This is a genomic window from Nonomuraea sp. JJY05 (assembly GCF_043496855.1).
Lineage (GTDB): Bacteria > Actinomycetota > Actinomycetes > Streptosporangiales > Streptosporangiaceae > Nonomuraea.
Genome location: NZ_JBIEIS010000026.1, coordinates 117,481 through 139,811, shown reverse-complemented (window position 1 = coordinate 139,811; position 22,331 = coordinate 117,481). Strand labels below are relative to the sequence as shown.

Genomic DNA, 22,331 nt, shown 5'->3' with positions numbered 1-22,331 from the left:
ACGGTCAGCGCTCAGCCGGGGAGCCTGGCCCGGGTGGCCGTGGAGACCACCGTGTCCTTCTGCGCCGAGGTCATCAGGCCGGCCGCGACCCACTCCTCCGCGGTGCGGGTCACGGTGGACACGAACTGTCCCTGGTTCGCGAAGGGCGCGTTCTTCCAGACCGCGTCGAGGAACGTCACCGAATCCGCCCGCGCGCGGTTGGCCACGCCTGAGTCGATCCTCCCGAAGACGATGGTCGGCTCGACGCGCCGGAAGTAGGCGTGGTAGCGGTCGGTGTTGTTGATGTAGAGGGGGACCAGCGGCAGGCCGTTCGCCGTGAAGCTCATCGGGCCGGTGGACGTGACGGCGCGCGCGAGGTCCCCGGAGAGGGTGAAGTCCTTGTAGAAGGAGAATTGGCGGAAGGTGGTCTGGTTGCTCTTGACGACCATCGGCACCGGCCCGTAGGCGATGCTCTGGGTGGCCGGCATGTCCAGCGCCTTCTCGATCCGCAGCGAGAACGGCATCGCGATCCTCACGGTGTCGCCGCTCCGCCACTGCCGGTCGAGCGTGACGTACTCGCCGGGCTTGGCGTCCAGTTGCTGGTCGGTCGCGTTGACCAGGACCGTGAAGCCCTTCTCCACCCAGTACGGCACCCGCAGCTTGACCACCAGCCGGCCGCTGCCCGTAACCGTCAGCGTCGTCACCCCCGCGGGGTCGGCCGGGTAGTTCGTGACCTGCCTGATCACGAAGCCCTTCTCCGCCCAGTTGAGCTCCGAGGCCATGTAGAGGTTCACGTAGAGCGTCGAATCGTCGGCGGAGCGGAAGTAGATCGAATCCTGGAACTTGGTGTGGCTCTCCAGTCCGGTGCCGCCGCAGCAGGTGCCGAGGTTGCCGTAACTGCGCGCCGCACCCGGCCGCATCGGGATGAAGTAGGTCAGCAGCGGATTGGTGGTGCTGTCGGTGTTGCGGCGGGAGGCGAGGATCTGGCCGTAGAGCGCCCGCTCGTAGTACTGCATGTACTTGGGGTCGGCGGTGTGGAAGAACAGGGCCCGGCTCAGCTTGAGCAGGTTGTAGTTGCAGCAGGTCTCGGCGTTGTTGGTGCCCAGGGTGCCGACGATGACGTCGCGCGCGCCGAAGAGCTCGCCGTTGTCGGCCGGACCGGCCAGGCCGCCGTCGGTGAAGATGCGGTGCGGGACGACCATGTCCCAGAAGTTCACGGCCGCGTCGAAGTAGCGGCGTTCCTGGTTCTGCTCGAAGACGGACAGGTATCCGGCGAACTGGGGGATGTGCTGGTTGGCGTGTTTGCGGTTGAGCGTGTCCTGCTGGTCGACGGTGGCCGCCAGGAGCGCGGTGTTGTCGAAGCACTTGGCCGTCGCGAGGTATTCCGCCTTGCCGCTGAGGGCGTGGAGGTCGGCCATCACGACGTTCATGCCGTTGTACTCGCCGGCGATGTAGATGCCCCACATGCGGTCGAGCTGGGCCCGCGGAAGGTGACCCAGCCTGCTGTGGACCCAGTCGCCCATCTTCAGCACGATCTCGAGCGCCTGCTCGTTGCCCGCGTACTGGTAGGCGTCGAGCAGCCCTCTCATGATCATGTGACAGGTGTAGTACGGCGCCCAGATCGTGGGATAGGTCGCGTACTGCTCCAGCTGGATGAACTGCGTCTCAGGGTAGGCGGCCAGGAAGCCGGGGTGGCTCGGGCCGCCGGGTTGCCCGACCTTCGCGGCCAGCGCGTTCTGGCACTCGCCCAGCGCGGTGACCATGTAGTCGACCTTGTTCTTGTACAAGGCGTCGCCAGAGCCCGCGTAGGCCAGAGCGAGGGCGCTGAGGAAGTGCCCGCTGTAGTGCCCGCGCAGATTACCGGTCGCGTCGTCCCAGCCGCCGGGTGGTTGCGCGCCCAGCGTGTCCAGACCGGCGTTGGCCCGGAAATTGGCGAGCATCCGGTCGGCCGAATAGGAGCGCAGGAAGGCCAGGATCCGATCCCGGTTGGCGGTGAACAGGCTCGCGCCCAGCGTGACCTGGCTGTTGGCGAACGGCTTCACGATCCAGCTGCCGGGCACCGGGGGGTCGTTCTGCGGCGGAGGGGCCACCGCGTGGGCCGCGGCCCGGGCCGTTGCGGCGGGCGTCGCCGACGCGAACGCGGACGTGGTGGCGGCCGCCAACGCCGCCAGTCGAAGCGCCTCGCGCCTGGGCACCATTTCTGGCATCGCACTGTCCTCTTCGTCACTCGGGATCCGATGTGGAGGGCATGTGGGCCGCGGATGGTAGCGCTAACATTGCGACGTGGAGCTGGTCCGCGCCAGTCAGTGCATGGTCGCTGTCCTATCGGCTCTGGTTGAAGGCGTCACGCTTCTTTCCCAGGCCCACAGTTCGGGAGTGTCAACGACCGCATTGGGCCCGTCAAGGGACCGCGGACGATATTGCGCCCGCCGAAAACCACCTCCATGCGCGGACGGGCGATGCGGGCCGATATGTACGCACGTACATTGGATGTGTACGCTTGTACGTATGATGTCCGAACTCGACGACCGCTCGATGCGCGAACGCATGCTCGCCGGCGACCTCTACATCGCCGACGACCCCGAGCTGGCGGAGCACAACCTGCGGGCCATGGACCTGATGGACGCCTACAACGCGACGTCCGCCCGCGATCCGCAGCAGCGGCGCCGGTTGCTCACCGAGCTGCTGGGCGCGGTCGGCGAGGGAACGGAGATCCGGCCGCCGCTGCGGGTCGACTACGGCAGCCACATCCGCATCGGCGCGCGATCGTTCGCCAACTTCGGCCTCGTGGCCCTGGACGTCGCGCCGATCACCATCGGCGACGACGTGCAGATCGGCTCCTACGTGCAGCTCATGACGCCGACGCACTCGCTCGACCCGGAGCTGCGCCGCGCGAAGTGGGAGGCCGCCGAGCCGATCACCATCGGCGACAACGCGTGGCTGGGCAGCGGGGCGATCGTCCTGGGCGGTGTCACGATCGGGGAGAACACCGTGGTGGGCGCCGGCGCGGTGGTCACCCGGGACCTCCCGGCGAACGTCGTGGCCGTGGGCAACCCGGCCCGCGTGATCCGCACGGTCGAGCCGGGCGCGACGTGAGCGGTCCCGCCACCCCGCGGCGGCCTCGCCGGCACGACCCCGGGCGGCGGGACCGGCTGATCGACGCCGCGCTCACCGTCATCGCCGAGCGCGGCGTCGCCGGGACGACGCACCGGGAGATCGCCCGCGCCGCGGACGTGCCGCTGGGCTCGATGACCTACCACTTCACGTCCCTCGACGAGGTGCTCGCCGAGGCGTTCACGCGGCACGCCGACTCGGTGGCCCGCGTCTTCGACGAGCGGCTGAGCGCCGCCCCGGACCGGGACGCGGCGGTCGAGGCCGTCATCACGCTGGTGTCGGACGACCTGCTCGGCTCGCGGCACGACCTCGTCCTCACCGTGGAGCTGTACGTGGCCGCGGCGCGCAACCCGGCCCTGCGCGTCGTCACCCAGGCCTGGATGGCGCGCAGCCGCCAGGCGCTGGAACGCCACTTCGACGCCACCACCGCCCGGGAGCTCGACGCGCTCATCGAAGGGCTCGTGCTGCACAGCGCCCTGTCGACCGACCCGATGACGCCCGGGCAGATCCGCCACGCCATCCACCGGTACCTGCGCTGACCCCCTCCCCTGCGCCTACGCGATCGGAAGCCGATGTCCGCTGCCCCCCTCACCACGCCCACCCGCCAGGCCCGCCTGGCCCGCGCCGCCGTCGCCGCGCTGTTCCTCACCAACGGCACCGTGTTCTTCAACATCGTCCCGCGGTACCCGCAGATCAAGGCCGACCTCGGCCTGAGCAACGCCGTCTTCGGCACCGCGCTGGCCGCGCACCCGATCGGCGCGCTGCTGGCCGGGCTGCTCGCCGGCGCCGCCATCCGCCGCTTCCGCTCCGCGCGCGTGGGGGCGCTGGGGATCGTGGTGACCACTGTCGCGACGCTGTTCATCCCCTTCGTGCCGAACTGGGTCGCGTTCGGCGGCGTGCTGTTCGTCGTGGGCGCCCTCGACGCGATCGTCGACGTCGCGCAGAACGCCCACGGCCTGCGGGTGCAGCGCCTTTACGGCCGCTCCATCGTCAACTCGCTGCACGGCGTGTGGAGCGTCGGCGCGGTCCTGGGCGGCCTGATGGGCTCGGCCGCCGCCGGTCTCGACATCCCCCTCGCGGTCCACCTGGGCATCTCCGCGACGCTGTTCAGCGTGACCGCCCTCGTCGCCTACCGGTTCCTGCTGCCCGGCCCGGAGGACGCGGAGCGCCCCGCCGAGGTCCAGGACGGCCACCCGCCCCGTCGTGAGGGGTGGCGCTCGTTCACGGGCTCCGCCGTGCGGATGCTCGCCGCGCTCGGTGTGCTGGCCGCGTGCGGCACCCTCGTCGAGGACGCCGGCGCGTCCTGGGGCGCCCTCTACCTCAGCGGCGACCTGCGCACCGACGCCGCCACCGCCGGCATGGCCGTCGTGGCCCTCCAGGTCGCCATGACCGTCGGCCGCCTCACCGGTGACCGCGTCGTCGACCGCTTCGGGCAGCGTACCGTCGTGCGTGCCGGAGGGGCGCTGGCCGCGATCGGCATGGGCGCCGCGCTCGCCGTTCCGTCGGTCGCGACCTCGCTGGCCGGCTTCGCCCTCGCCGGGCTCGGCGTCGCCACCCTCGTCCCGGCCGCCATGCACACCGCCGACGAGCTACCCGGCCTGCCCGCGGGGGCCGGCCTCACCATCGTCAGCTGGCTGCTGCGCGGAGGATTCCTGCTGTCGCCTCCCCTCGTCGGATTCGTGGCCGACCTCACCAGCCTGCGCGTCGGCCTGCTGTCCGTCGTCCTGGCCGGCGCCGTCACGGTCGTCCTCGGCCGCGTCCTGGTGAACCGCACCCGGGCCTGAATCGCCGCACCCGCCGTTGACACGTCTCCGGCACGAGATCTACGATCCGATCGAATCGATTCGCTGAACCTCCTGGGCATGCTGAGCTGTGCCTGCATGTCTGTACACCGAATCGATTCACGGATAGCCCTGCGTGGTCCTTCCCTTCCCCCCGACTCTCGAAGGAGCCACCCCAGATGACGACCACCCCACTCCGCGCATTCGCCGCGATGCTCATCGCCGTCGCCCTCCAGGCCGTCCCGGCGCCGGCGCAGGCCGCGGACGAATCCATCAGCGTCGACTTCTCCGTGGCCGGCGGCGCCCCGGCCTACCGCGCGTCCGGCTGGATCTACGGCATGACGGAGAACGCGTCAGGGCCGGCGGACCACTTCTTCCGCGACGTGAAGTTCCGGTACATGCGGGCCGGCGGCGCGCAACTCGGCTCGCCCGGCGGCTGGGTGTCGGGCGCCTACGACCGCCGGTGGAACGCGACGCTGGCCCAGGCCCGCCGGACGATCGCCCTCGGCGGCCAGTTCATCATCCTCCCCCACGACTTATGGGGCGCGGACGGCTACCCGATCTCGCGCTTCCCCGGCGACAACGGCAACTGGTCCGACTATGACGCCTTCCTCACCCGCCTGATCAACGACGTTCGGGCCGCCGGGATCACCGTGCAGTGGGACATCTGGAACGAGCCCAATCTCTCCCTGTTCTGGAACCGCCCGCAGGCCCAGTACTTCGAGCTGTGGCGCCGCAGCTACCAGCGCATCCGCGCCGCCTTCCCGGGCCACCTGATCGTCGGCCCCAGCTGCGCCTGCGTGCCCTCCACCACGCATTCCTTCTGGAACGCCTACCTCGACTTCGTCCGCGCCAACAACGTCGTCCCCGACATCGTCAGCTGGCACTCCCTGCCGGGCGACCCGGTGGCCAACGTGGCGGCCGCCAACGCCACGCTCGACGCGCGCGGCATCCCGCATCCGCGCCCGTACCAGATCAACGAGTACGCCGCCACCAACGAGCAGAACCCGGGGGACGGCGCGTGGTACATCGCCCGGCTGGAGCGGGCGGGCGCCGACGGGCTACGGGCGAACTGGGCGAGCGCCGGCAACCTGCACAACGATCTCGCGAACCTGCTCGTCCGCAACAGCGCCGGGCAGCACCTGCCCAAGGGCGAATGGTGGGTCTACCGCTTCTACGGCTCCCAGACCGGCCAGATCGTCTCGGTGACCCCGAGCCCGGCGTACGACGCCTTCGCCACCAAGACGGCCGGCGTGGCCAAGGTCCTCGTGGGCGGCGGCGGGACGACCGGCAACGTCGCCGTCGGCCTCCGGCGGCTCGACGCCACCAGCGGCATCGTGCAGAACAACCAGGTCCGCGCGGTCGTCCAGCGCATCCCGTTCAACGGCGGCGGCGCGGTCCAGGGGCCGGTCACCGTGCAGAACACGGTCCTGACGCTGTCCGGCAACGCCGCCACGGTGAACCTGCCGCACACCAACGCCGACGAGACGTTCACCATCACCCTGCTGCCGCCATCCGAGGGTGGCTTCCAGTCCGTCGCGGTCGCGCAGCACTCCCAGCAGTGCCTGGACAACACCGACCTCAGCACGGCCGACGGCAACGTGCAGCAGCAGTTCTACTGCGAGGGCGGCGACCAGCAGCTGTGGAACTTCCGGCCGGTCGCCGGCGTGGCCAACACCTACACGCTGGTCAACCAGCAGAGCGGGAAGTGCCTCGACGTGAGCGGGTCCTCCACGGCCGACGGGGCGCCGGTGCGCCAGTGGACGTGCGCCGGCGGAGCGCAGAACCAGGAGTTCACCCTGCGCAGGGTCACCTACGCGGGCAACGATCCCCGGGACCACCAGCTCGTCGCCCGCCACAGCGGCAAGTGCGTCGACGTCAGCACCATCTCGACCGCGCCCAAAGCTCCCGTCCACCAGTGGACCTGCAACCCGGCCGGCCAGGCGAGCCCGCTCAACCAGACCTGGCGGCTCTGGGGCCGGTGAGCGTCAGGCCCTGCGCCTCTCGTGGGCGGCGGCCAGGTGGAGGTAGGCGCTGGCCGTCCAGGTGTAGGCCCGGTCGCGCAGTCCCTCGCCGGTGCGGGCGTCGAAGTTCTCGGCGAACCCCGACGCCTCGCACAGCGCGCGAAAGCGGGCGCTGATCTCGTCGGCCAGGTCCGGGTATCCGGCGCGGCGCAGCCCGTCCTCGATCAGTACGGTCGAGGGCGCCCAGATGGGGCCGCGCCAGTAGCCGTCGTCCAGGTAGTGCGGCGAGCCGGGCAGCTCGGTCGCCAGGCCGAACGCGGTCAGGTGCCGCTCGATCCGGGCGGCCAGCGCCGCCCGGACGGGCTCCGGCAGCTCCTCCCCCAGCACGATCGGCATGAGGTCGAGCAGGCTGGCGCTGGACCAGGTGCGGCCTGAGAGCGCGCCGCGGGCGACGAACTTCTCGCCGTCCCACAGCTCGGCGAGGAGCGCGTCGCGCATCCGATCCGCCTGCGCGCTCCACCGGGCGGACGCGGCCGGGTCGGGGGCCAGGCGGGCCAGCTCGCGCAGCTGCAGCACGAGGAAGGCGGCCAGGTCGGCGCTCTCGACGACGCGCTCGGGGTCGAAGGTGGTGGCGTTGTCCCAGCCGCTGTCGTTGCCGTGCTGGTAGTGCGGCAGCTCGCGGCCGGGGGCGCGGCGGGCCTCCAGCCAGAAGGTGGTCCAGCGTTCCAGCAGCGGGTAGACGTCCGGCGCCGCAGGGAGGTGGCGCAGGGCCCAGCCGTGGATCGGGGGTTTGACGAAGTTGTAGAGGATCTCGGAGTGGGTGACGGAGTCGGGCAGCGCGCCGGCGGCGTCCTGGTGGTCGAAGGGCAGGTGGTACTGGTCCCAGGCCAGGTCGGGCAGGCCCCCGGCCAGGGCGATGGCGTTGAAGCAGTGGTCCCAGCTCCACACCTTGTCCATCCAGTGCTTGGACATGAGCACGGCGGGCCGGGTGACGAACCCGGCGGGGCGCACGGTGGCCGACCACAGCACGTAGGCGGCCAGTTCGGCGGCGGGCGTCCGGTCGCCGCGCCACGGCGCGACCGCCGCGGCGAACGCGTCGAACTCGGCCCGCGCCGCCTTGGCCACCTGCTCGAAGGCGTCCGCGCCGGCATAGGGAGCGCGGGCGGTCTCGTACTCCTCGATGGCGATCTCCCACTCGCCGCTGAGGACGAGACCGCGTTCGGCGGTCCCCAGCGCCTGCGGGCCGAGGTGTTCGGCCTGCCCGGCCAGGAGGGTGATCCGGTAGCGGCGGCCGGTCTGGTAGACGGTGAAGACGTACGACCCGTCGACGGGGTCCCGGTAGAAGTACGGGCCGCTGAACGGCGTCAGGACCGGGTCGGCGGCCAGCAGGCGGAGCCCGAGGCCGCGGCCGCGCACGCGTACCGTGTCGGCGCTCTCGTAGGCGAGGTCGATCCGGCCGTCGCCACCGCTCCAGGTGAGCTGGTGCGGGGTGGCGGTGACGGCGGTCTCAGCGGTGGGGATCAGTCGCAGGATCGCGTGCATGCCGGTCTGGTGGGAGACCAGGTGCACGTCCTCGGCGTAGGTCTTCTCCGCCACCACGGGCGAGAAGCCGAACCAGGACCCGCGGTAGCTGAACGGGATTTCCCGCAGGGAGAACACCGGGCCTGAAGCGGCGACGGTCATGGAGCGAGGGTCCCTTCTCAATCTTTGACGGCGCCCGCGGTGACGCCGGCGGCGACGTAGCGCTGGGCGACGACGAGCAGGATCGTGGCCGGGATGGAGGCGATCACGGCGGTGGCCATGATCGCGTTCCACTCCTGGTTGTTGTTGCCGATGTAGTGGTAGATGCCGAGGGTGATCGGCTGGTGGTCGCCGCCCTGGTCGAGGGTGGAGGCGAAGATGAAGTCCGACCACGCCCACAGGAAGGCGAACAGCGACACCGTGATGATCGAGTTGCGGCTCACGGGCAGCACGATCGACACGAACGTCCGCACCACCCCGGCGCCGTCGGTGCGGGCGGCCTGCAGCAGCTCCTCGGGGATGCCGGACATGAACGTGGTCAGGATGAGCACCGCGAACGGCACGGCGAGGGTGGAGTCGGCCACGATCAGCCCGGGGACGGTGTTGAGCACGCCGGTGGACAGGAAGATGGCGTAGAAGCCCATCGCCATGATGATCCCGGGGATCATCTGCGCCACCAGCAGCACGAAGCTCAGCGCCGCGCCGCCGCGCGGGCGCAGCTTGGCCAGCGAGTACGCCGCCGGCGCCGCGAGCACCAGGGTCAGCGCCACCGTCCCCAGCCCGACGACCAGGCTCACCCCCAGGTAGGGCAGCTGCTGGTCCAGCACCGTCCGGTAGCCGTCCAGGGTGCCGTCGACCGGGAACCAGTTCGGCGGGCTCTTGCGCATGTCCTGGTCACGGGTGAACGACACGTTGATCATCCAGTAGACCGGGAACAGCATCACGGCGGTCAGCACCAGCCCGATCGCGGTCTTGACGCGCCTCATGCCGCGGCCTGCCTGCGCTGCGCGCGGATGTAGACCAGCCCGAAGACCAGCGCCGTCACGATGAGCAGGTTGCCCACGGCGGCGCCGGGCCCGAAGGCGGGCACCAGATTGCCGAACCCGAGCCGGTAGGACCAGGTCGCGAACGTGGTGGAAGCCCCGCTCGGCCCTCCCTTGGTCATGATCCAGATGATGTCGAACACCTTCAGCGTGTAGACCAGGCCGAGCAGCAACGTGATCGCCGACACCGGCCGCAGCAGCGGGAACGTCACCTTCCAGAACCGCTGCCACCCGTTGGCCCCGTCCAGCGCGGCGGCCTCGTAGATGTCCGGCGAGATCGCCTGCAGCCCCGAATAGAGGACGACGAGGTTGAACGGGATGCCGATCCAGATGTTGGCGATGATGACGGACCACAGCGACCAGTCCGGCGAGGTCAGCCAGTTGACCGGCCCGATCCCGAACCAGGCCAGGACGGCGTTGACCACGCCGGAGTCGCTGTTGAGCATCCACGACCACGTCGAGGCGGACACGATCAGCGGCAGCAGCCACGGCACCAGGAAGAGTCCCCGGAGCGTGGCCGACAGCCGGAAGTTCTTCAGGAAGAACAGCGCCAGCGCGAGCCCGATGGCGAACTGGAAGGCCAGCGAGACCAGCGTGAACACCACCGTGTGCCACAGCGCCGGCCCGAAGGTGGCGTCGGCGAACACCTTGGCGTAGTTGGCGAACCCGGCGAACGGGGCGTCGCCCCGCACGAACGAGCGCACCGTGTAGTTGCGCAGGCTCAGCTCGGCGTTGCGGTAGAGCGGATAGGCGTAGAAGACCAGCAGGTAGAGCACGACCGGGGCGAGGAAGGCCCAGGCCGCCCACTGGCCCGACCGCGCGCGTGCCGCCCGGTGGCCAGGTGCCGCCGTCCGGGCGGAACGCACGGGTTCCTGTATGACTCGGCTCATGCTGCCTACTGGGTCGCGCTCGCCGCGGCCGCCTGGGCCGCCGTCATCGCCTCCTGCGGAGACTTGGACCCGCTCAGCGCCGCCTGCACCGCACCCCACATCGGCTCCGAGATCTTCGGATATTTGGTGCCCAGGTCGTCGCTGGTGCGGCCCTTGGCCGCCTTGACCGCGTCCACCCACACCTTCAGATCGGGGTCGGCCGCCACCTGCTTGGCCTGCACCGCCTCGGTGGGCGCGATGTAGGACAGGGTGGTGGTCGTGGTGAGCGAGTTGTCGGTGCTGGTCAGGCAGGTCACCAGCTTCTGCGAGGTGGCGTAGCGGCCGGTGTCGGATTGGACCGGGATGCTGACGAACTCGCCGCCGGTGGGCGCGGGCGCGGTGCCGCCGGCCTTGCCGGGGATCGGGATGATGCCGTAGCCGAAGCCGGTCTTCTTGGCGTTGGCGAGCTGCCAGGTGCCGTTCTCGGCGAAGGCGAAGTCGCCGGTGGCGAACTCCTGCCAGCTCGTGGTCTGGGTGTTGTTGATGACCGAGTTGGGGGCGTACCCCTTCTTCAGCCAGTCGCTCCACAGCGCCACGGCCGAGACGCCCTCGGGCGAGTCGAGCTTGGTGAGGTTCGCGCCCGAGCCCCAGAACCAGGGCAGGAACTGGAAGCTGCCCTCCTCGGTGCCGATCGCCGAGAAGGTGATGCCCTTCTTCCCGGCCGCCTTCACCTTCTCCAGCGCCGCCGTCAGCGAGGGCCAGTCCTTCACCGCGGCGATGTCCACCCCGGCCTTCTTCAGGACGTCCTTGTTGTAGTAGAGGGCGAGGGTGTTGGCGCCGATCGGGACGCCGTACGTCTTGCCGCCGCTCTGACCGGCGGCCAGCAGGTTCGGCGCGATCGCGGAGACGTCGAGCTTGTTCTCCTCGGTGGTCGTCAGGACCCCGGCCTCGGCCAGCGTCGAGACCACCGGGTTGTCCACGATCAGCACGTCCGGCGCGTTGCCCTGCTGGGCCGCCAGCAGCGCCTTGTTCGTCAGGTCGCTGGTGTCGTAGCCGGTGCGCTCGACCTTGACCCCGGCGTCGGTGCCGCACTTGTCCAGCAGCTTCACCCACTCCGAGGTCTTGTCGTACTGCGGGTACGGGTCCCAGATCGTGTACGTCCCGCCTGCGGTGGCCTGACCGGTGCTCGCCGGGCCGCCCTCGTTGCCGCTTCCGGGCGATGACGAGCAGGCGACCAGCCCGCCCACGGCGGCCAGGACCGCCAGACTCGCGCCGGCCGCACGCCGGCTCCTTGCCGCTGATCTCATTGAGCTGACCTCCGCTGACAGGCGTGACGAGGTTGTTTCGGGAAACAGGTCGAATCGATTCGCCGAATCGGTTCGACCGAAGATAGGCCCGCTCTGCCGCAGACGTCAATGGGCCGACGGAGTGCCACGTCATGAACCGGTTCGACCTACGATGGTCGCCGATCGACGAAACGGACGAGGAGCACGGGTGAACATCGGAGAGATCGCCAAGCGGGCGGGCGTGTCGCGCAGCACCGTCTCGTACGCGCTCACCGGCAAGCGCCCGGTGTCGGAGGAGACCAAGCGCCGCATCCTGACGGTCATCGACGAGCTGGGCTACCGGCCCAACGCCTCGGCCAGGGCGCTGAAGGAGGGCCGCACCCGCACGATCGGCCTGGTCATCCCGCCCGCCAGCCAGCGCCTGACCGACATGCAGCTCGGCTTCGTGGCCAGCGTGGTCGACGCCGCCGCCCGCGCCGACCTGGACGTCCTGCTGTCGCCCTCCGGCGGCGAGCACGACCGCTCCTTCGAACGCGTCGTCACCGGCCGCCGCGTGGACGGCGTCATCCTCATGGAGATCCGGCTGGAGGACGACCGGGTCGCCCGGCTGCAGGAGCTCGGCCTGCCGTTCGTCGGCATCGGCCGCACCCGGCACCCGGAGGACATGTCCTGGGTGGACATCGACTACGAGACGCTGATCGCCAAGTGCGTCCACCACCTGGCCGACCTCGGCCACCGGCAGCTGGCGCTGGTCAACCGCAACGCCGAACTGGTCGCGGCCGGCTACGGCCCGGGCCACCGGGCGCAGGCCGGCTTCGACCGCGCCATCGCCGAACGCGGCCTGCGCGGCACGCGGGTCTGCTGCGCCGACGACGCCCAGGCCGGGCAGACGTGCCTGCAGCAGCTCCTCGCCGAGCATCCGGGGCTGACCGCCATCGCCACCATCAACGAGGCCGCCGTCGCCGGCATGTACCGGGGGCTGGCCGAAGCGGGCCTGAGCGTGCCCGGCGACTTCTCCATCGCCGGGGTCGCGGCCCAGCACTGGGCCGAGAACCTGCACCCGCCGCTGACCGCCGCCGACGTCCCGGCCGACGAGATGGGCGCCCGCGCCGTCGAGCTGCTCCTCCAGCGCGTCGCCGACCCCGGCACCCCGCAGCGCCACCTCCTGGTGGCCCCGCCCATCTCGCTGCGCAGCACCACCGGGCCCGCCCGGCCGCGCGACTGATCGCGGGACGGCCCGACTCTTGACCGCCACGCCAGGAGGCGCTTATGGTCCAGTCGAATCGATTCGAGCATCACCTTCCGATCGGGAAAGACGCATGGCTCAACTCTCAGCCTGTCAGCAGGGGGAGCGCCCCGAAGACGTGGTCCTGCCACAGGCGGCGCGAGGTCTCCTCGGGGTACGCCGCGACCGACGGCGGCGTGTCGAAGATCCGGGTCAGGCGCCGCTCGGCGTCGTAGGCGGGCCAGCCCGGGTCGCCCGCGGTCGCGAAGGACGTCCAGGCCGTGCGGATCTGGGCCGTCAGCTCGCGGGCCTCGGCGGTGTGCTCCGGTCCGATGGCCGCCGGGCCCAGGTGGGCGTCGTAGGTGCCGAACAGCAGCGGGCCGTCCAGGCCGTGGCAGGCGCGCATGACTCCGCCGTTGCCCGGGGACTGCCAGGTCAACTCGTACAGGTGGGCCCGGCCGCCCCCGGCCGCCTGCGCCTCGGCCAGGCGCAGCGTCGGCATGCGGAACAGCCAGTCGGTCTGCACGAGCTCGTAGAGCTCCTCGGCGGACGCGCCGGGGAACGCCGCGCGGTAGGCCCGCTCGCCGTCCTCGCCGGGACCGAAGCGGCGCAGCGCCTCCGCCGCCTGCTCCTCGGTGATCTTGCCGAGCTGTCCGGAGAAGAGGAGGAACGTGCGGAACTCGTCGCGGGTGTGGCCGATGATCAGCTCCACGTCCCGTCCCGCGCCGCCCGCCAGGGCCTGCCAGGGCGCGGCCGGCAGCACCTCGCCGTCGACGACGGGTGAGAAGAGGGTGAGCGTGTGCGCGAACGCGCCCCAGCGGTCCTCGTACTGCCGCATCTTCGACTCCAGGGCGTGCCCGATCGCCGGCAGCTCCCGCGGATCCACGCCCGACAGGTCCCCGGCGGTCGGGCGCAGGCCCGCCTCGGCCGCCAGGGCCGTCGCGACGTCCCTGGCCAGGGCGTCGGAGAAGAACGTGCCCGGCAGGCTCTGCCCGACGGCGCGCCGGAACAGCCCCGCCGCGCTCGGCATGGCCATCAGCGCGGCGATGGACCCGGCGCCGGCCGAATCGCCGAGGACGGTCACCTGGCCGGGGTCGCCGCCGAACGCCGTGATGTTCTCCCGCACCCACTCCAGGGCCGCGACCTGGTCGAGCAGGGCACGGTTGGCGGGCGCCCCGTCAATCTGAGCGAAGCCCTCGACGCCGAGGCGGTAGTTCAGCGACACGAAGACCACGTCGCCGTCGCGGGCGACGTGCCGGGCGTCGTAGCCGGGGCTGCCGGAGAAACCGAGCTTGTAGGCGCCGCCGTGGATCCACACCATCACCGGGCGGCGGGCGGCCGGGTCGGGGTCGGGCGTCCAGACGTTGACGGTCAGCCAGTCGTCTCCCGCGCCCTTGAAGAGCTCCCCGCCGTCGCGGCCGGCCATGATCGCCTCCTGCGGGGCCGGCGGGCCGAAGGCGAACGCCTCCCGTACGCCGTCCCAGCCGCGCACGCGCCGCGGCGCCTGGAAGCGGGCCGCGCCGATCGGGGGCTCGGCGTACGGGATGCCGCGGAAGACGGCCAGGCCGTCCTCCGTGCGGCCGCGCACCACGCCGGCGGCGGTACGGACCTCGGGCTCCTCGGCTGGGGACATGGCGACTCCTTGCCCTAATTCGACTGATTTAACTGTTGTCCATTTTTTGACACCTGTCTAGAGTTGCGGGCGTGCAGGATCGACAGGACCGCCGGGTGCGCCGCTCCCGCGCCGCCCTCATGACCGCCGCCGTACGCCTGGTCTCCGAGCGTGGCACCACGGCCCTTCCCGTCGGCGAGCTCTCCGACGCCGCGGACGTCAGCCGGCAGCTGGTGTACCTGCAGTTCGGGGACCGTGACGCGCTCCTCGTGGCGGCCGCGACCGACCTGGTCGAACGCGAGCTCATCCCCGAGGCCGGGGACGAGGGCGCACCGCCTCGCGCGCGCATGCTGGCGATGGCCCGGCACTTCGCCCGGCACCGGCCCTTCTACCGCGCGATGCTCACCGGATCCTGCGCCTTCCCGATGACCCGGGACCTGAACAGGCTGTTCGGCTCGCTCATCACCGTGACGGGCCTGCGGGAGGCGTTCGGCGACCTCGACGACGCCACGGCGCAGGACCTGGCCGTGCTGATCGCGGGCGGGACCGGCACGATCGTCAACGACTGGCTGATCGACGCCGACGACCCCCTCGACCCCGAAGCCCTGGCCGACCGCCTGCTGCGCCTCTCGACAGCCCTCGCCCGCACCCCTGGGGGTCGCCCGCGATGAACCTGAACAGCCGGTTCGTCCAGCGCAAGCTGCGCAGTTCGCGTCCTGGCCGCCGCCGGGATACGAGCCCCGCGCCACCCTCCGCACCGCCGGCCAGCACCCGTCGGCGGTGATCCTGCCCGTCCGCTGACCGCGCCGTCAGGCGAGTTCGCAGGTCCACCCGGAGGAGGCCCGCGCTTCGCCGCCGTCGCGGGTGACGGTGATCTGGGTGGGCTCGCCGGTGGCGTGGTCGGTGACGGTGAGGGTGGTCTCGCCGTCCGGTCCCGGGTAGACGCGCAGGGTCAGGCCGTCGAGATAGTCGTAGTCCGGGCGGTCGTCCCTGGCGCCGATGGGCAGGACGGCGCCTTCGCGCACGTAGATCGGCATCGAGGTGAAGCCGTGCCGCTCGGTGCGCCAGCCCCCGCCCCGCACGCGCTCCCCCGTCAGGTAGTTCGTCCACGTGCCGTCGGGCAGGTAGAGCTCCACCGTCCCGTCCGGGGTGAAGACGGGCGCGACGAGCAGGTCCGGGCCGAGCATGTACTGGGTGTCGAGGTGGGCGGCGTTGCGGTCACCGGGGAACTCCATCGCCATGGGCCGCATGACGGGTGTCCCGCTCTCGTGCGCCTGGACGCCCGCCTGATACAGGTACGGCATCAGGCGGAGCTTGAGTTTGGTGAACAGCCGGGTCACCTCCACGGCCTCCTCGTCGAAGGCCCACGGAACGCGGTAGGAGGTGGAGCCGTGCAGCCGCGAGTGGGAGGACATGAGCCCGAAGGCGACCCAGCGCTTGAAGACGCCTGGGTCGGGGGTGCCCTCGAAGCCGCCGATGTCGTGGCTCCAGAAGGAGAAGCCGGAGAACGCGAGCGACAGGCCGCCGCGCAGGCTCTCCGCCATGGACTCGTACGTCGATCCCGAGTCGCCGCCCCAGTGCACCGGCAGCCGCTGGCCGCCCGCGGTCGCCGAGCGCGCGAACAGCACCGCCTCGCCCCGGCCGCGTCGCTCCTCCAGCACCTCGAACACCGCTGTGTTGTAGAGGTGCGTGTAGAGGTTGTGCATCCGTTCGGGCGTGGAGCCGTCGAAGTAGGCGACGTCGAGCGGGATGCGCTCCCCGAAGTCGGTCTTGAACGCGTCGACTCCCTGGTCCTGCAGCGCGCGCAGCTTCGACTGGAACCAGCGCGTCGCGTCGGGGTTGGTGAAGTCGACGAGTCCCATGCCGGCCTGCCACAGGTCCCCCTGCCAGACCGACCCGTCGGGACGCTTCAGCAGGAAGCCCTGCGCGGCGGCCTCGGCGAACAGCGGCGAGCGCTGACCGATGTAGGGGTTGATCCACACGCAGACGCGCAGGTCCTTGGCGTGCAGGCGGGCCAGCATGCCCTCGGGGTCGGGGAAGACCCGCGGGTCCCACCGGAAGTCGCACCAGTTGAACTCGCGCATCCAGAAGCAGTCGAAGTGGAAGACCGACAGCGGCAGGTCGCGCTCGGCCATCCCGTCGATGAACGAGGTCACCGTCTGCTCGTCGTATTCCGTGGTGAACGAGGTCGACAGCCACAGACCGTAGGACCAGGCGGGCAGGCGCGCGGGGCGGCCGGTGAGCGCGGTGTAGCGTTCCAGGATCTGCTTGGGGGTCGGACCGTAGATCACGAAGTACTCGAGGCCCTCCCCCGCCACCGAGAACTGCACGCGTTGCACCGTCTCCGACCCGATCTCGTACGAGACGTGCCCCGGGTGGTTCACGAAGACGCCGTATCCGCGGTTGGTGAGGTAGAAGGGCACGTTCTTGTAGGCCTGCTCCGAGGAGGTCCCGCCGTCGGCGTTCCAGATCTCCACCGTCTGGCCGTTCTTGACCAGCGGCCCGAAGCGCTCCCCCAGCCCGTAGACCACCTCGCCCACGCCGAGCGCGAGCTGCTGGGCGAGGTGGAGGGGGGCGCGGGTGTGGCCGACCGGCGCCGGATCGACCTGCGCGTCCTCGGCGAGCCGGAAGTAGCCGATGGACTTGGGGCCGCTGGAGGTCAGCGGGCGCCCGTCGCCGTGGAACGACAGGTCCCAGGGGGCTCCGGGGGCCATGGTCGCGCTCAGCGCGCCGCTGACGAGCGTCGTCGCGTCGCCCGTTTTGACGATGCCGTGGCCGTCCTCGGCGCCGACGAGGTCGAAGCCGCGTTCGTCGCTCGCGTGGTGGTCGATGCGGACGCGGATCACGTTCTCCAGCGGTGACGACAGTCTCAGCGAGAGGACCGGCCGGTTGAGGGTGTCGCCGCGGCGGTGGATGACGGTGGTCGGCGCGGTCACGGTGAACGCGCTCTCCTCGGTGAAGACGTCGTACGCCTCGGCCGCGTACAGCGCGGTGACGCCGGGGCGCAGCTGCCAGAGCCCGTCGGTGAACTTCATCGGTGGGTCATCCCTTCAATCCGCCGGCCAGCAGGTCGGCGCGCCAGAAGCGCTGCAGCACCAGGACGAGGGCGATCAGCGGGATGACGGAGACGGCCGAGCCCATGATGACCAGCGAGTACAGGTCCCCGTCGCCCGCGCCTTTGCCCAGGAACGTGTACAGGCCCAGCGTGATCGGATATTTGTCCTGGTCGGAGAGCATGATGAAGGGCAGCAGGAAGTTGTTCCAGATGCCGACGAACTGCAGCAGGAACACCGTGACGAGCCCCTGCGTCATCATGGGCAGGACGATGGTGCCGAAGATCCGGGTCTCCCCGGCGCCGTCCAGGCGCGCCGCCTCCAGCGTGCTCTCCGGCACCGAGGCGGCGGCGAAGACCCGGCACAGGAAGATGCCGAACGGGTTGATGATGACCGGCAGCAGCACCGACCAGTGGGTCCCGGCCAGGCCGACGGCGGCCATCAGCAGATACTGCGGGACGGCCAGCACGATGCCGGGCACGAGCACGCCGGCGAGGATCACGGAGAACAGGACCTCGCGCCCGCGGAAGCGGAACTTGGCCAGGGCGTAGCCGGCCATGGCCGACACCAGCGTCGACAGGATCGCGCCGACGCCGGCGTAGAGCAGCGAGTTGAGCCCCCACTTCCAGAACTGGCCGCCGCCGTAGGCGCTGAGGTTGGCCAGGTTCTCGAGGATGCCGGTGCCGGGGGCGAAGGAGAAGGTGGTGAACAGCTCGCGCGAGGTCTTGGAGGCGGCGATGACCACCCAGGCCACCGGCGTCAGGCAGTACAGCGCGCCGAGCAGCAGCACGATCAGCGGGAGGCGTGGCCGCCGCGCCGCGGCCGGGCGGCGGCGGAACTGGCGGTCTCCTGTGCGGGGTACGGCGGTCATGCGTTGTCTCCGAAGGTCCGGCGCTGGAAGAACCGCAGCAGCAGCAGCGAGATGACCAGGATGCCCACGGCCAGCACCACGGAGGCGGCCGCGGCCCCGCCGAGGTTGTCGTTCGTGAACGCCTCCTGGTAGATCTTCATCAGCGGCACCCAGGTGGCGCTGATCGTGGTCGTCATCGGCCGCAGCGTGGCCGGCTCGCTGTAGAGCTGCAGGGTGCCGATCACGGAGAACAGGCCGGTGAGCACGAGCGCGGGGGCGACCAGCGGGATCTTGATGCGCCAGGCGATCTGCCACTCGCTCGCCCCGTCGATGCGGGCCGCCTCGTAGACGGAGGTGGGGATGGCGCGCAGCGACGTGAAGATGATGATCATGTTGAAGCCGACGCCGGACCACAGCGCGATGTTGGCCAGCGAGAAGTACAGGGCGGGGAAGCCGAAGAAGTCCAGCGGCCCGGCATTCAGCTGCCTGGCGATGTACGTGAGCGGGCTGGTGCTGGGCAGGTACAGGAAGCCCCACAGGAGGCTGGCGATCACGCCCGGCACCGCGTACGGCAGGAAGATCGCGGTGCGGGTGAAGCCGCGCGCCCGCACCCTGGGGGTGTCGAGCAGCAGCGCGAACAGCAGGGCCAGGCCCAGCACGCTGGGGATGGCGATGACGCCGTAGAGCAGGACCCGGCCGAGCCCGGCGACGTATTCGGGGTCGGAGAGCGCGGCGGCGTAGTTGTCGAACCCGATGAAGGCCTCCACCCGCCGCCCGAACGCGCCGCCGCCTTCGATGCGGAAGCCGCGGAAGCTCAGGTAGACGGCGTAGCCGATCGGGACGATCAGGAACAGGGTGAACAAGACGATCGCGGGCGTGGCGAACATCCACGGGGTGGCGACGGCGCGGATGCGCAGGCGTCGCCCGGCGGAGCTGGCGGGCATGAGACGTCCAGAGATGGGTCGAGCCGAGGGCCCGGCCGGGCCCTCGGCGTCTTACTTGGTGACGGTGTAGCCGGACTTCTGCAGATCGGCGACGACGGCCTGCTGCGTGGCCTGGTACACCGCGCGGAAGGAGGTCTTGTCGAGCGCGGCCTTGTTGAGCGCGTCACCGAAGGCGCTCTGGGCGATGTTGACGTTGGGTCCCCAGGTCACCGGGATGGTGGTGTTCTTGATCACCTGGTCGGTGACCTGGTAGAAGTCCTTCTGCTGCGGCATCAGCTTAGGCGGCTCGTGGGTCAACGTCGCCTGGCGCCCGGCGTTCCCACCGGGGTAGATGTCGAGCGTGAGCTGCAGCTTGGAGCCCTCGTCGGAGGCGCCGAGCCAGGCGGCGAAGGCCGCGGCCTCCTTGGCGTGCTTCGACTTGGCCGGCACCAGGTAGGCGGATCCGCCCAGGAACGGGACGGCGGGGTTGCCGGGCGTCCACTGCGGCAGCGGCGCGGACTCCCACTTGCCGGCGGTGTCGGGCGCCACCGAGTAGATGACGCTGGGCGCCCAGGCCGCGGCGGCCCAGCTCAGGATCTTGCCCTTGTTGACCTGGGCGTTCCATTCGGGCGTGAGCAGCGGCTCGACCTTCACCAGGTCCCGCTTCACGAGGTCCTCCCAGAAGTCGGCGGTCTTCAACGACGCCTCGCTGTCGATGCCGACCTTCCAGGCGCTGCCGTCGGTGCTCCACCACTGGGCGCCGGCCTGGGCGGCCTGGGCGGCGAAGAACTCGAGCTGGTTGGCGGCGAAGCTGGCGATGTAGGCGTCGGGGTCCTTCTTGCGGATCTGCTCGGCGGCCTTGGCGTACTCGGCCCAGGTGGTGGGGACCTTGACGCCGTACTTGTCGAACAGGTCCTTGCGGTAGGTGAACGCCATCGGCCCGATGTCCTGGGGCACGCCGTAGACCTGGTTGTTGAAGGTGGTCAGGGCCCAGATGTTGGGGTCGATGCCCGACTTGGCGGACGCCACGTCGGCGGTGATGTCCTTGACGGCTCCGGAGACCACCATGGCCGGCACGGCGCGGTACTCCAGCTGCACGACGTCGGGGGTGTCGCCGGCCTTGTCGGCGGCCAGCAGCTTGGAGGCGCTGTCGGAGGTCCCGCCGACCTCCGACAGCTTGATCGTGACCTCGGGGTGTTCCTGGTGGTACTTGGCGATGATCGCCTCGGCCTCCGGGTCGCCGCTCTTCAGGTTCCAGGTCCAAACCTGCAGCGTGACCGGCCCGCTCGCGCTCGCCGCCGTGCTCGGGGAGGAGGTGTCGGCGGACGAGCAGGCGGCCAGCGACGCCGCCAGAGCGAGCGCCAGCGCCGCGGCGCCCAGCTTCGTCCGGGGTCGGCGGCGTCGGGGCGGGGTCGGTGGGGTCATGACGATCTCCTGGACGAGGGTGGTGCGCCTCGGCGGGAATGCCGGGTCGTGCGTTGGGATCTAACCTGATGTTAACGTTGTCATCCTGTCAAGCCCCCCCTTTTGTGAGATCTCTCGGAGCCCCCGTGCCTGCTTTCCGCAACCCGGTCCTGCCCGGGTGCTATCCGGACGCGTCCGTCTGCCGGGTCGGCGAGGACTTCTACCTGGTCACCTCGTCATTCACCTATTTTCCTGCACTCCCCCTCTTCCACAGCCGTGACCTGGTGCGATGGCGTCAGCTCACGCATGTGCTGGACCGGCCCGGGCTGCTCGCGCTGGAGGGCCTGGACGTCTCCGACGGCGTCTGGGCACCGACCATCCGCCACCACGACGGCGTCTTCTACGTGGTCTCCACGCTGGCCGTGAACCGGCAGGGGAGCCTCACCTTCGTCGTGACCGCCGACGACCCCGCCGGGCCGTGGTCGGACCCCGTCCCGCTGGAGGCCGAGGGCATCGACCCGTCGCTGTTCTTCGACGACGACGGCCGGTGCTGGCTCACCGCCTGCCGGGACGCGGTCCAGGGCGGCCCCGGCGAGTTGTGGATGCGCGAGCTGGACCTGGACCGGCTCAAGCTCGTCGGCCCCACGCACGTGCTGTGGCAGGGCGCGGTACGCGGGGCGTGGGTGGAGGCGCCGCACCTGTACAAGCGCAACGGCGTGTACCACCTGATCGCCGCGGAAGGCGGCACCGAGAGCAACCACAGCGTCACCGCGGCGCGTTCCGGCACCGTCACCGGGCCCTACGTCACCGACCCGCGCAGCCCCCTGCTGACCCACCGGCACCGCAGCCCGGGCGAGCCCATTCACAACGTCGGCCACGCCGACCTGGTGGACACCCCCGTCGGCGAGTGGTGGGCGGTGACGCTCGGCGTGCGGCCGATCGCGGGCACCCACACGCTGGGCAGGGAGGTCTTCCTGGTGCCCGTGAGCTGGACCGCCCACGGGCCCGTCTTCGCCCCCGAATCGGGCACCGTTCGGCTGTCGGAGCGCCTCCCGTCGATCGCGTCCGGACAGCCCGAGGGCGACGCCGCCGCTCCGTCCGGCCGGGCGAACTTCGGCGGTCTGGAGTGGAACAGCCTGCGCGGCCCCGTCGGCGACCGCGTCAGGCCCACGGCCGACGGGTCCGGGCTCGACATCGACCTCTCCCCCGAACCCCTCGGCTCCACCGGCGTACCGGCCTTCCTAGGCCGGCGCCAGCAGCACGTCCGCTTCGGCGCGCGGACCCGGATCGGCTTCGCCGCGGCGCGCCCGTCGGAGGAGGCCGGCCTGGCCGTCTTCCAGCACCAGGACCACCACGCCACGCTCGCCCTCACCGTGGACGGCGACGGGAAGGCGCAGGCCGTGCTGACGGTCCGGGAGGCGGGCACCAGCACCCGGCGGGCCTCGGTCCCGCTCTCGACCGGCGAGGTGCTGCTGGCGGTCGACGGAGACGAGGCCGGCTACACCTTCCGCGTCAGGGACCTCACGGCGGCGCAGTGGATCAGCCTGGCCACGATCGAACGGTCCTTCTTCAGCACCGAGCGCGCGGGCGGCTTCGTCGGGGTCTACCTGGGCCTTTACGCCACCGGCAACGGGCACGCGAGCGACGGACGGGCGCGCGTCCACTGGTTCGAGTACGAGCCCGACCCCGAAACGGCCGGCTAGCGGG

General features: G+C 70.8%; 17 protein-coding genes. 7 read left to right on the top strand and 10 right to left on the bottom strand.

The features are described from left to right. Positions 1-11 precede the first annotated feature (11 nt). Positions 12-2,186 (bottom strand): glycoside hydrolase family 127 protein, encoded by a 2,175-nt coding sequence (locus ACFKCF_RS35615; RefSeq protein WP_394499681.1) that lies wholly within the window; start codon positions 2,184-2,186, stop codon positions 12-14. A 301-nt stretch (positions 2,187-2,487) separates the two neighbouring features. Between ACFKCF_RS35615 and ACFKCF_RS35610 the strand changes: the two genes are divergently transcribed. The 4 genes from ACFKCF_RS35610 (at position 2,488) to ACFKCF_RS35595 (ending at position 6,859) form a co-directional block, all read left to right on the top strand. Continuing rightward, entirely contained in the window at positions 2,488-3,075 is a 588-nt protein-coding gene (locus ACFKCF_RS35610; protein WP_394499680.1) for a sugar O-acetyltransferase, read from the top strand. Continuing rightward, entirely contained in the window at positions 3,072-3,632 is a 561-nt protein-coding gene (locus ACFKCF_RS35605; protein WP_394499679.1) for a TetR/AcrR family transcriptional regulator, read from the top strand. Before ACFKCF_RS35610 ends, ACFKCF_RS35605 begins: the two co-directional genes overlap by 4 nt. Positions 3,633-3,665: 33 nt before the next feature. Continuing rightward, on the top strand, positions 3,666-4,877 hold the full coding sequence (locus ACFKCF_RS35600; RefSeq protein WP_394499678.1) for an MFS transporter: 1,212 nt from the start codon (positions 3,666-3,668) through the stop codon (positions 4,875-4,877). Between the two features lie 176 nt (positions 4,878-5,053). Further along, entirely contained in the window at positions 5,054-6,859 is a 1,806-nt protein-coding gene (locus ACFKCF_RS35595; protein ID WP_394499677.1) for an RICIN domain-containing protein, read from the top strand. A 3-nt stretch (positions 6,860-6,862) separates the two neighbouring features. Here ACFKCF_RS35595 and ACFKCF_RS35590 read toward each other — a convergent pair whose 3' ends face one another. From ACFKCF_RS35590 to ACFKCF_RS35575, 4 genes are read right to left on the bottom strand one after another with little or no spacing between them, the layout of a single operon-like run. Then, positions 6,863-8,521: an amylo-alpha-1,6-glucosidase gene (locus tag ACFKCF_RS35590; protein ID WP_394499676.1), complete on the bottom strand. Its 1,659-nt coding sequence runs from the start codon at positions 8,519-8,521 to the stop codon at positions 6,863-6,865. Between the two features lie 17 nt (positions 8,522-8,538). Then, entirely contained in the window at positions 8,539-9,345 is an 807-nt protein-coding gene (locus ACFKCF_RS35585; protein WP_394499675.1) for a carbohydrate ABC transporter permease, read from the bottom strand. After that, positions 9,342-10,292, bottom strand: coding sequence for a carbohydrate ABC transporter permease (locus ACFKCF_RS35580; protein ID WP_394499674.1), 951 nt, complete (start codon positions 10,290-10,292; stop codon positions 9,342-9,344). Before ACFKCF_RS35580 ends, ACFKCF_RS35585 begins: the two co-directional genes overlap by 4 nt. Positions 10,293-10,297: 5 nt before the next feature. Further along, the gene (locus tag ACFKCF_RS35575) at positions 10,298-11,578 is read right to left on the bottom strand and encodes an extracellular solute-binding protein (RefSeq protein WP_394499673.1); all 1,281 of its coding nucleotides are present in this window, start codon (positions 11,576-11,578) and stop codon (positions 10,298-10,300) included. A 187-nt stretch (positions 11,579-11,765) separates the two neighbouring features. Between ACFKCF_RS35575 and ACFKCF_RS35570 the strand changes: the two genes are divergently transcribed. Next, entirely contained in the window at positions 11,766-12,782 is a 1,017-nt protein-coding gene (locus ACFKCF_RS35570; RefSeq protein WP_394499672.1) for a LacI family DNA-binding transcriptional regulator, read from the top strand. A gap of 106 nt (positions 12,783-12,888) precedes the next feature. Here ACFKCF_RS35570 and ACFKCF_RS35565 read toward each other — a convergent pair whose 3' ends face one another. Beyond that, positions 12,889-14,415 carry a carboxylesterase/lipase family protein gene (locus tag ACFKCF_RS35565; RefSeq protein ID WP_394499671.1) on the bottom strand — a complete coding sequence of 509 codons (1,527 nt, stop codon included), beginning with the start codon at positions 14,413-14,415 and terminating at the stop codon, positions 12,889-12,891. A gap of 71 nt (positions 14,416-14,486) precedes the next feature. Between ACFKCF_RS35565 and ACFKCF_RS35560 the strand changes: the two genes are divergently transcribed. Next, positions 14,487-15,065 (top strand): TetR/AcrR family transcriptional regulator, encoded by a 579-nt coding sequence (locus ACFKCF_RS35560; RefSeq protein WP_394499670.1) that lies wholly within the window; start codon positions 14,487-14,489, stop codon positions 15,063-15,065. Positions 15,066-15,203: 138 nt separating this feature from the next. Here the strand turns inward: ACFKCF_RS35560 and yicI are convergent, their stop codons facing one another. Genes yicI through ACFKCF_RS35540 form a run of 4 tightly spaced genes read right to left on the bottom strand, consistent with a single transcriptional unit; the run spans position 15,204 to position 20,645 of the window. Beyond that, on the bottom strand, positions 15,204-17,429 hold the full coding sequence (yicI, locus tag ACFKCF_RS35555) for an alpha-xylosidase (RefSeq protein WP_394499669.1): 2,226 nt from the start codon (positions 17,427-17,429) through the stop codon (positions 15,204-15,206). A gap of 7 nt (positions 17,430-17,436) precedes the next feature. Next, positions 17,437-18,318: a carbohydrate ABC transporter permease gene (locus ACFKCF_RS35550; RefSeq protein WP_394499668.1), complete on the bottom strand. Its 882-nt coding sequence runs from the start codon at positions 18,316-18,318 to the stop codon at positions 17,437-17,439. Then, positions 18,315-19,241 (bottom strand): carbohydrate ABC transporter permease, encoded by a 927-nt coding sequence (locus ACFKCF_RS35545; protein WP_394499667.1) that lies wholly within the window; start codon positions 19,239-19,241, stop codon positions 18,315-18,317. The genes ACFKCF_RS35550 and ACFKCF_RS35545 overlap by 4 nt, the downstream gene beginning before the upstream one ends. A 51-nt stretch (positions 19,242-19,292) precedes the next feature. After that, a complete protein-coding gene (locus ACFKCF_RS35540; RefSeq protein ID WP_394499666.1) occupies positions 19,293-20,645 on the bottom strand; it encodes an ABC transporter substrate-binding protein in 1,353 nt (450 codons plus the stop codon). Positions 20,646-20,770: 125 nt separating this feature from the next. Here ACFKCF_RS35540 and ACFKCF_RS35535 point away from each other — a divergent pair, with 125 nt between their 5' ends. After that, positions 20,771-22,327, top strand: coding sequence for a glycoside hydrolase family 43 protein (locus ACFKCF_RS35535; RefSeq protein ID WP_394499665.1), 1,557 nt, complete (start codon positions 20,771-20,773; stop codon positions 22,325-22,327). Positions 22,328-22,331 lie beyond the last annotated feature (4 nt).

Bases quoted from the DNA above. Each gene is read 5' to 3' on its own strand.
- ACFKCF_RS35615 (WP_394499681.1), bottom strand. From the start codon at position 2,186: ATGCCAGAAATGGTGCCCAGGCGCGAGGCGCTTCGACTGGCGGCGTTG.
- ACFKCF_RS35595 (WP_394499677.1), top strand. From the start codon at position 5,054: ATGACGACCACCCCACTCCGCGCATTCGCCGCGATGCTCATCGCCGTC.
- ACFKCF_RS35575 (WP_394499673.1), bottom strand. From the start codon at position 11,578: ATGAGATCAGCGGCAAGGAGCCGGCGTGCGGCCGGCGCGAGTCTGGCG.
- ACFKCF_RS35550 (WP_394499668.1), bottom strand. From the start codon at position 18,318: ATGACCGCCGTACCCCGCACAGGAGACCGCCAGTTCCGCCGCCGCCCG.
- ACFKCF_RS35545 (WP_394499667.1), bottom strand. From the start codon at position 19,241: ATGCCCGCCAGCTCCGCCGGGCGACGCCTGCGCATCCGCGCCGTCGCC.
- ACFKCF_RS35600 (WP_394499678.1), top strand. From the start codon at position 3,666: ATGTCCGCTGCCCCCCTCACCACGCCCACCCGCCAGGCCCGCCTGGCC.
- ACFKCF_RS35540 (WP_394499666.1), bottom strand. From the start codon at position 20,645: ATGACCCCACCGACCCCGCCCCGACGCCGCCGACCCCGGACGAAGCTG.
- ACFKCF_RS35565 (WP_394499671.1), bottom strand. From the start codon at position 14,415: ATGTCCCCAGCCGAGGAGCCCGAGGTCCGTACCGCCGCCGGCGTGGTG.
- ACFKCF_RS35580 (WP_394499674.1), bottom strand. From the start codon at position 10,292: ATGAGCCGAGTCATACAGGAACCCGTGCGTTCCGCCCGGACGGCGGCA.
- ACFKCF_RS35610 (WP_394499680.1), top strand. From the start codon at position 2,488: ATGATGTCCGAACTCGACGACCGCTCGATGCGCGAACGCATGCTCGCC.
- ACFKCF_RS35590 (WP_394499676.1), bottom strand. From the start codon at position 8,521: ATGACCGTCGCCGCTTCAGGCCCGGTGTTCTCCCTGCGGGAAATCCCG.
- ACFKCF_RS35585 (WP_394499675.1), bottom strand. From the start codon at position 9,345: ATGAGGCGCGTCAAGACCGCGATCGGGCTGGTGCTGACCGCCGTGATG.
- yicI (WP_394499669.1), bottom strand. From the start codon at position 17,429: ATGAAGTTCACCGACGGGCTCTGGCAGCTGCGCCCCGGCGTCACCGCG.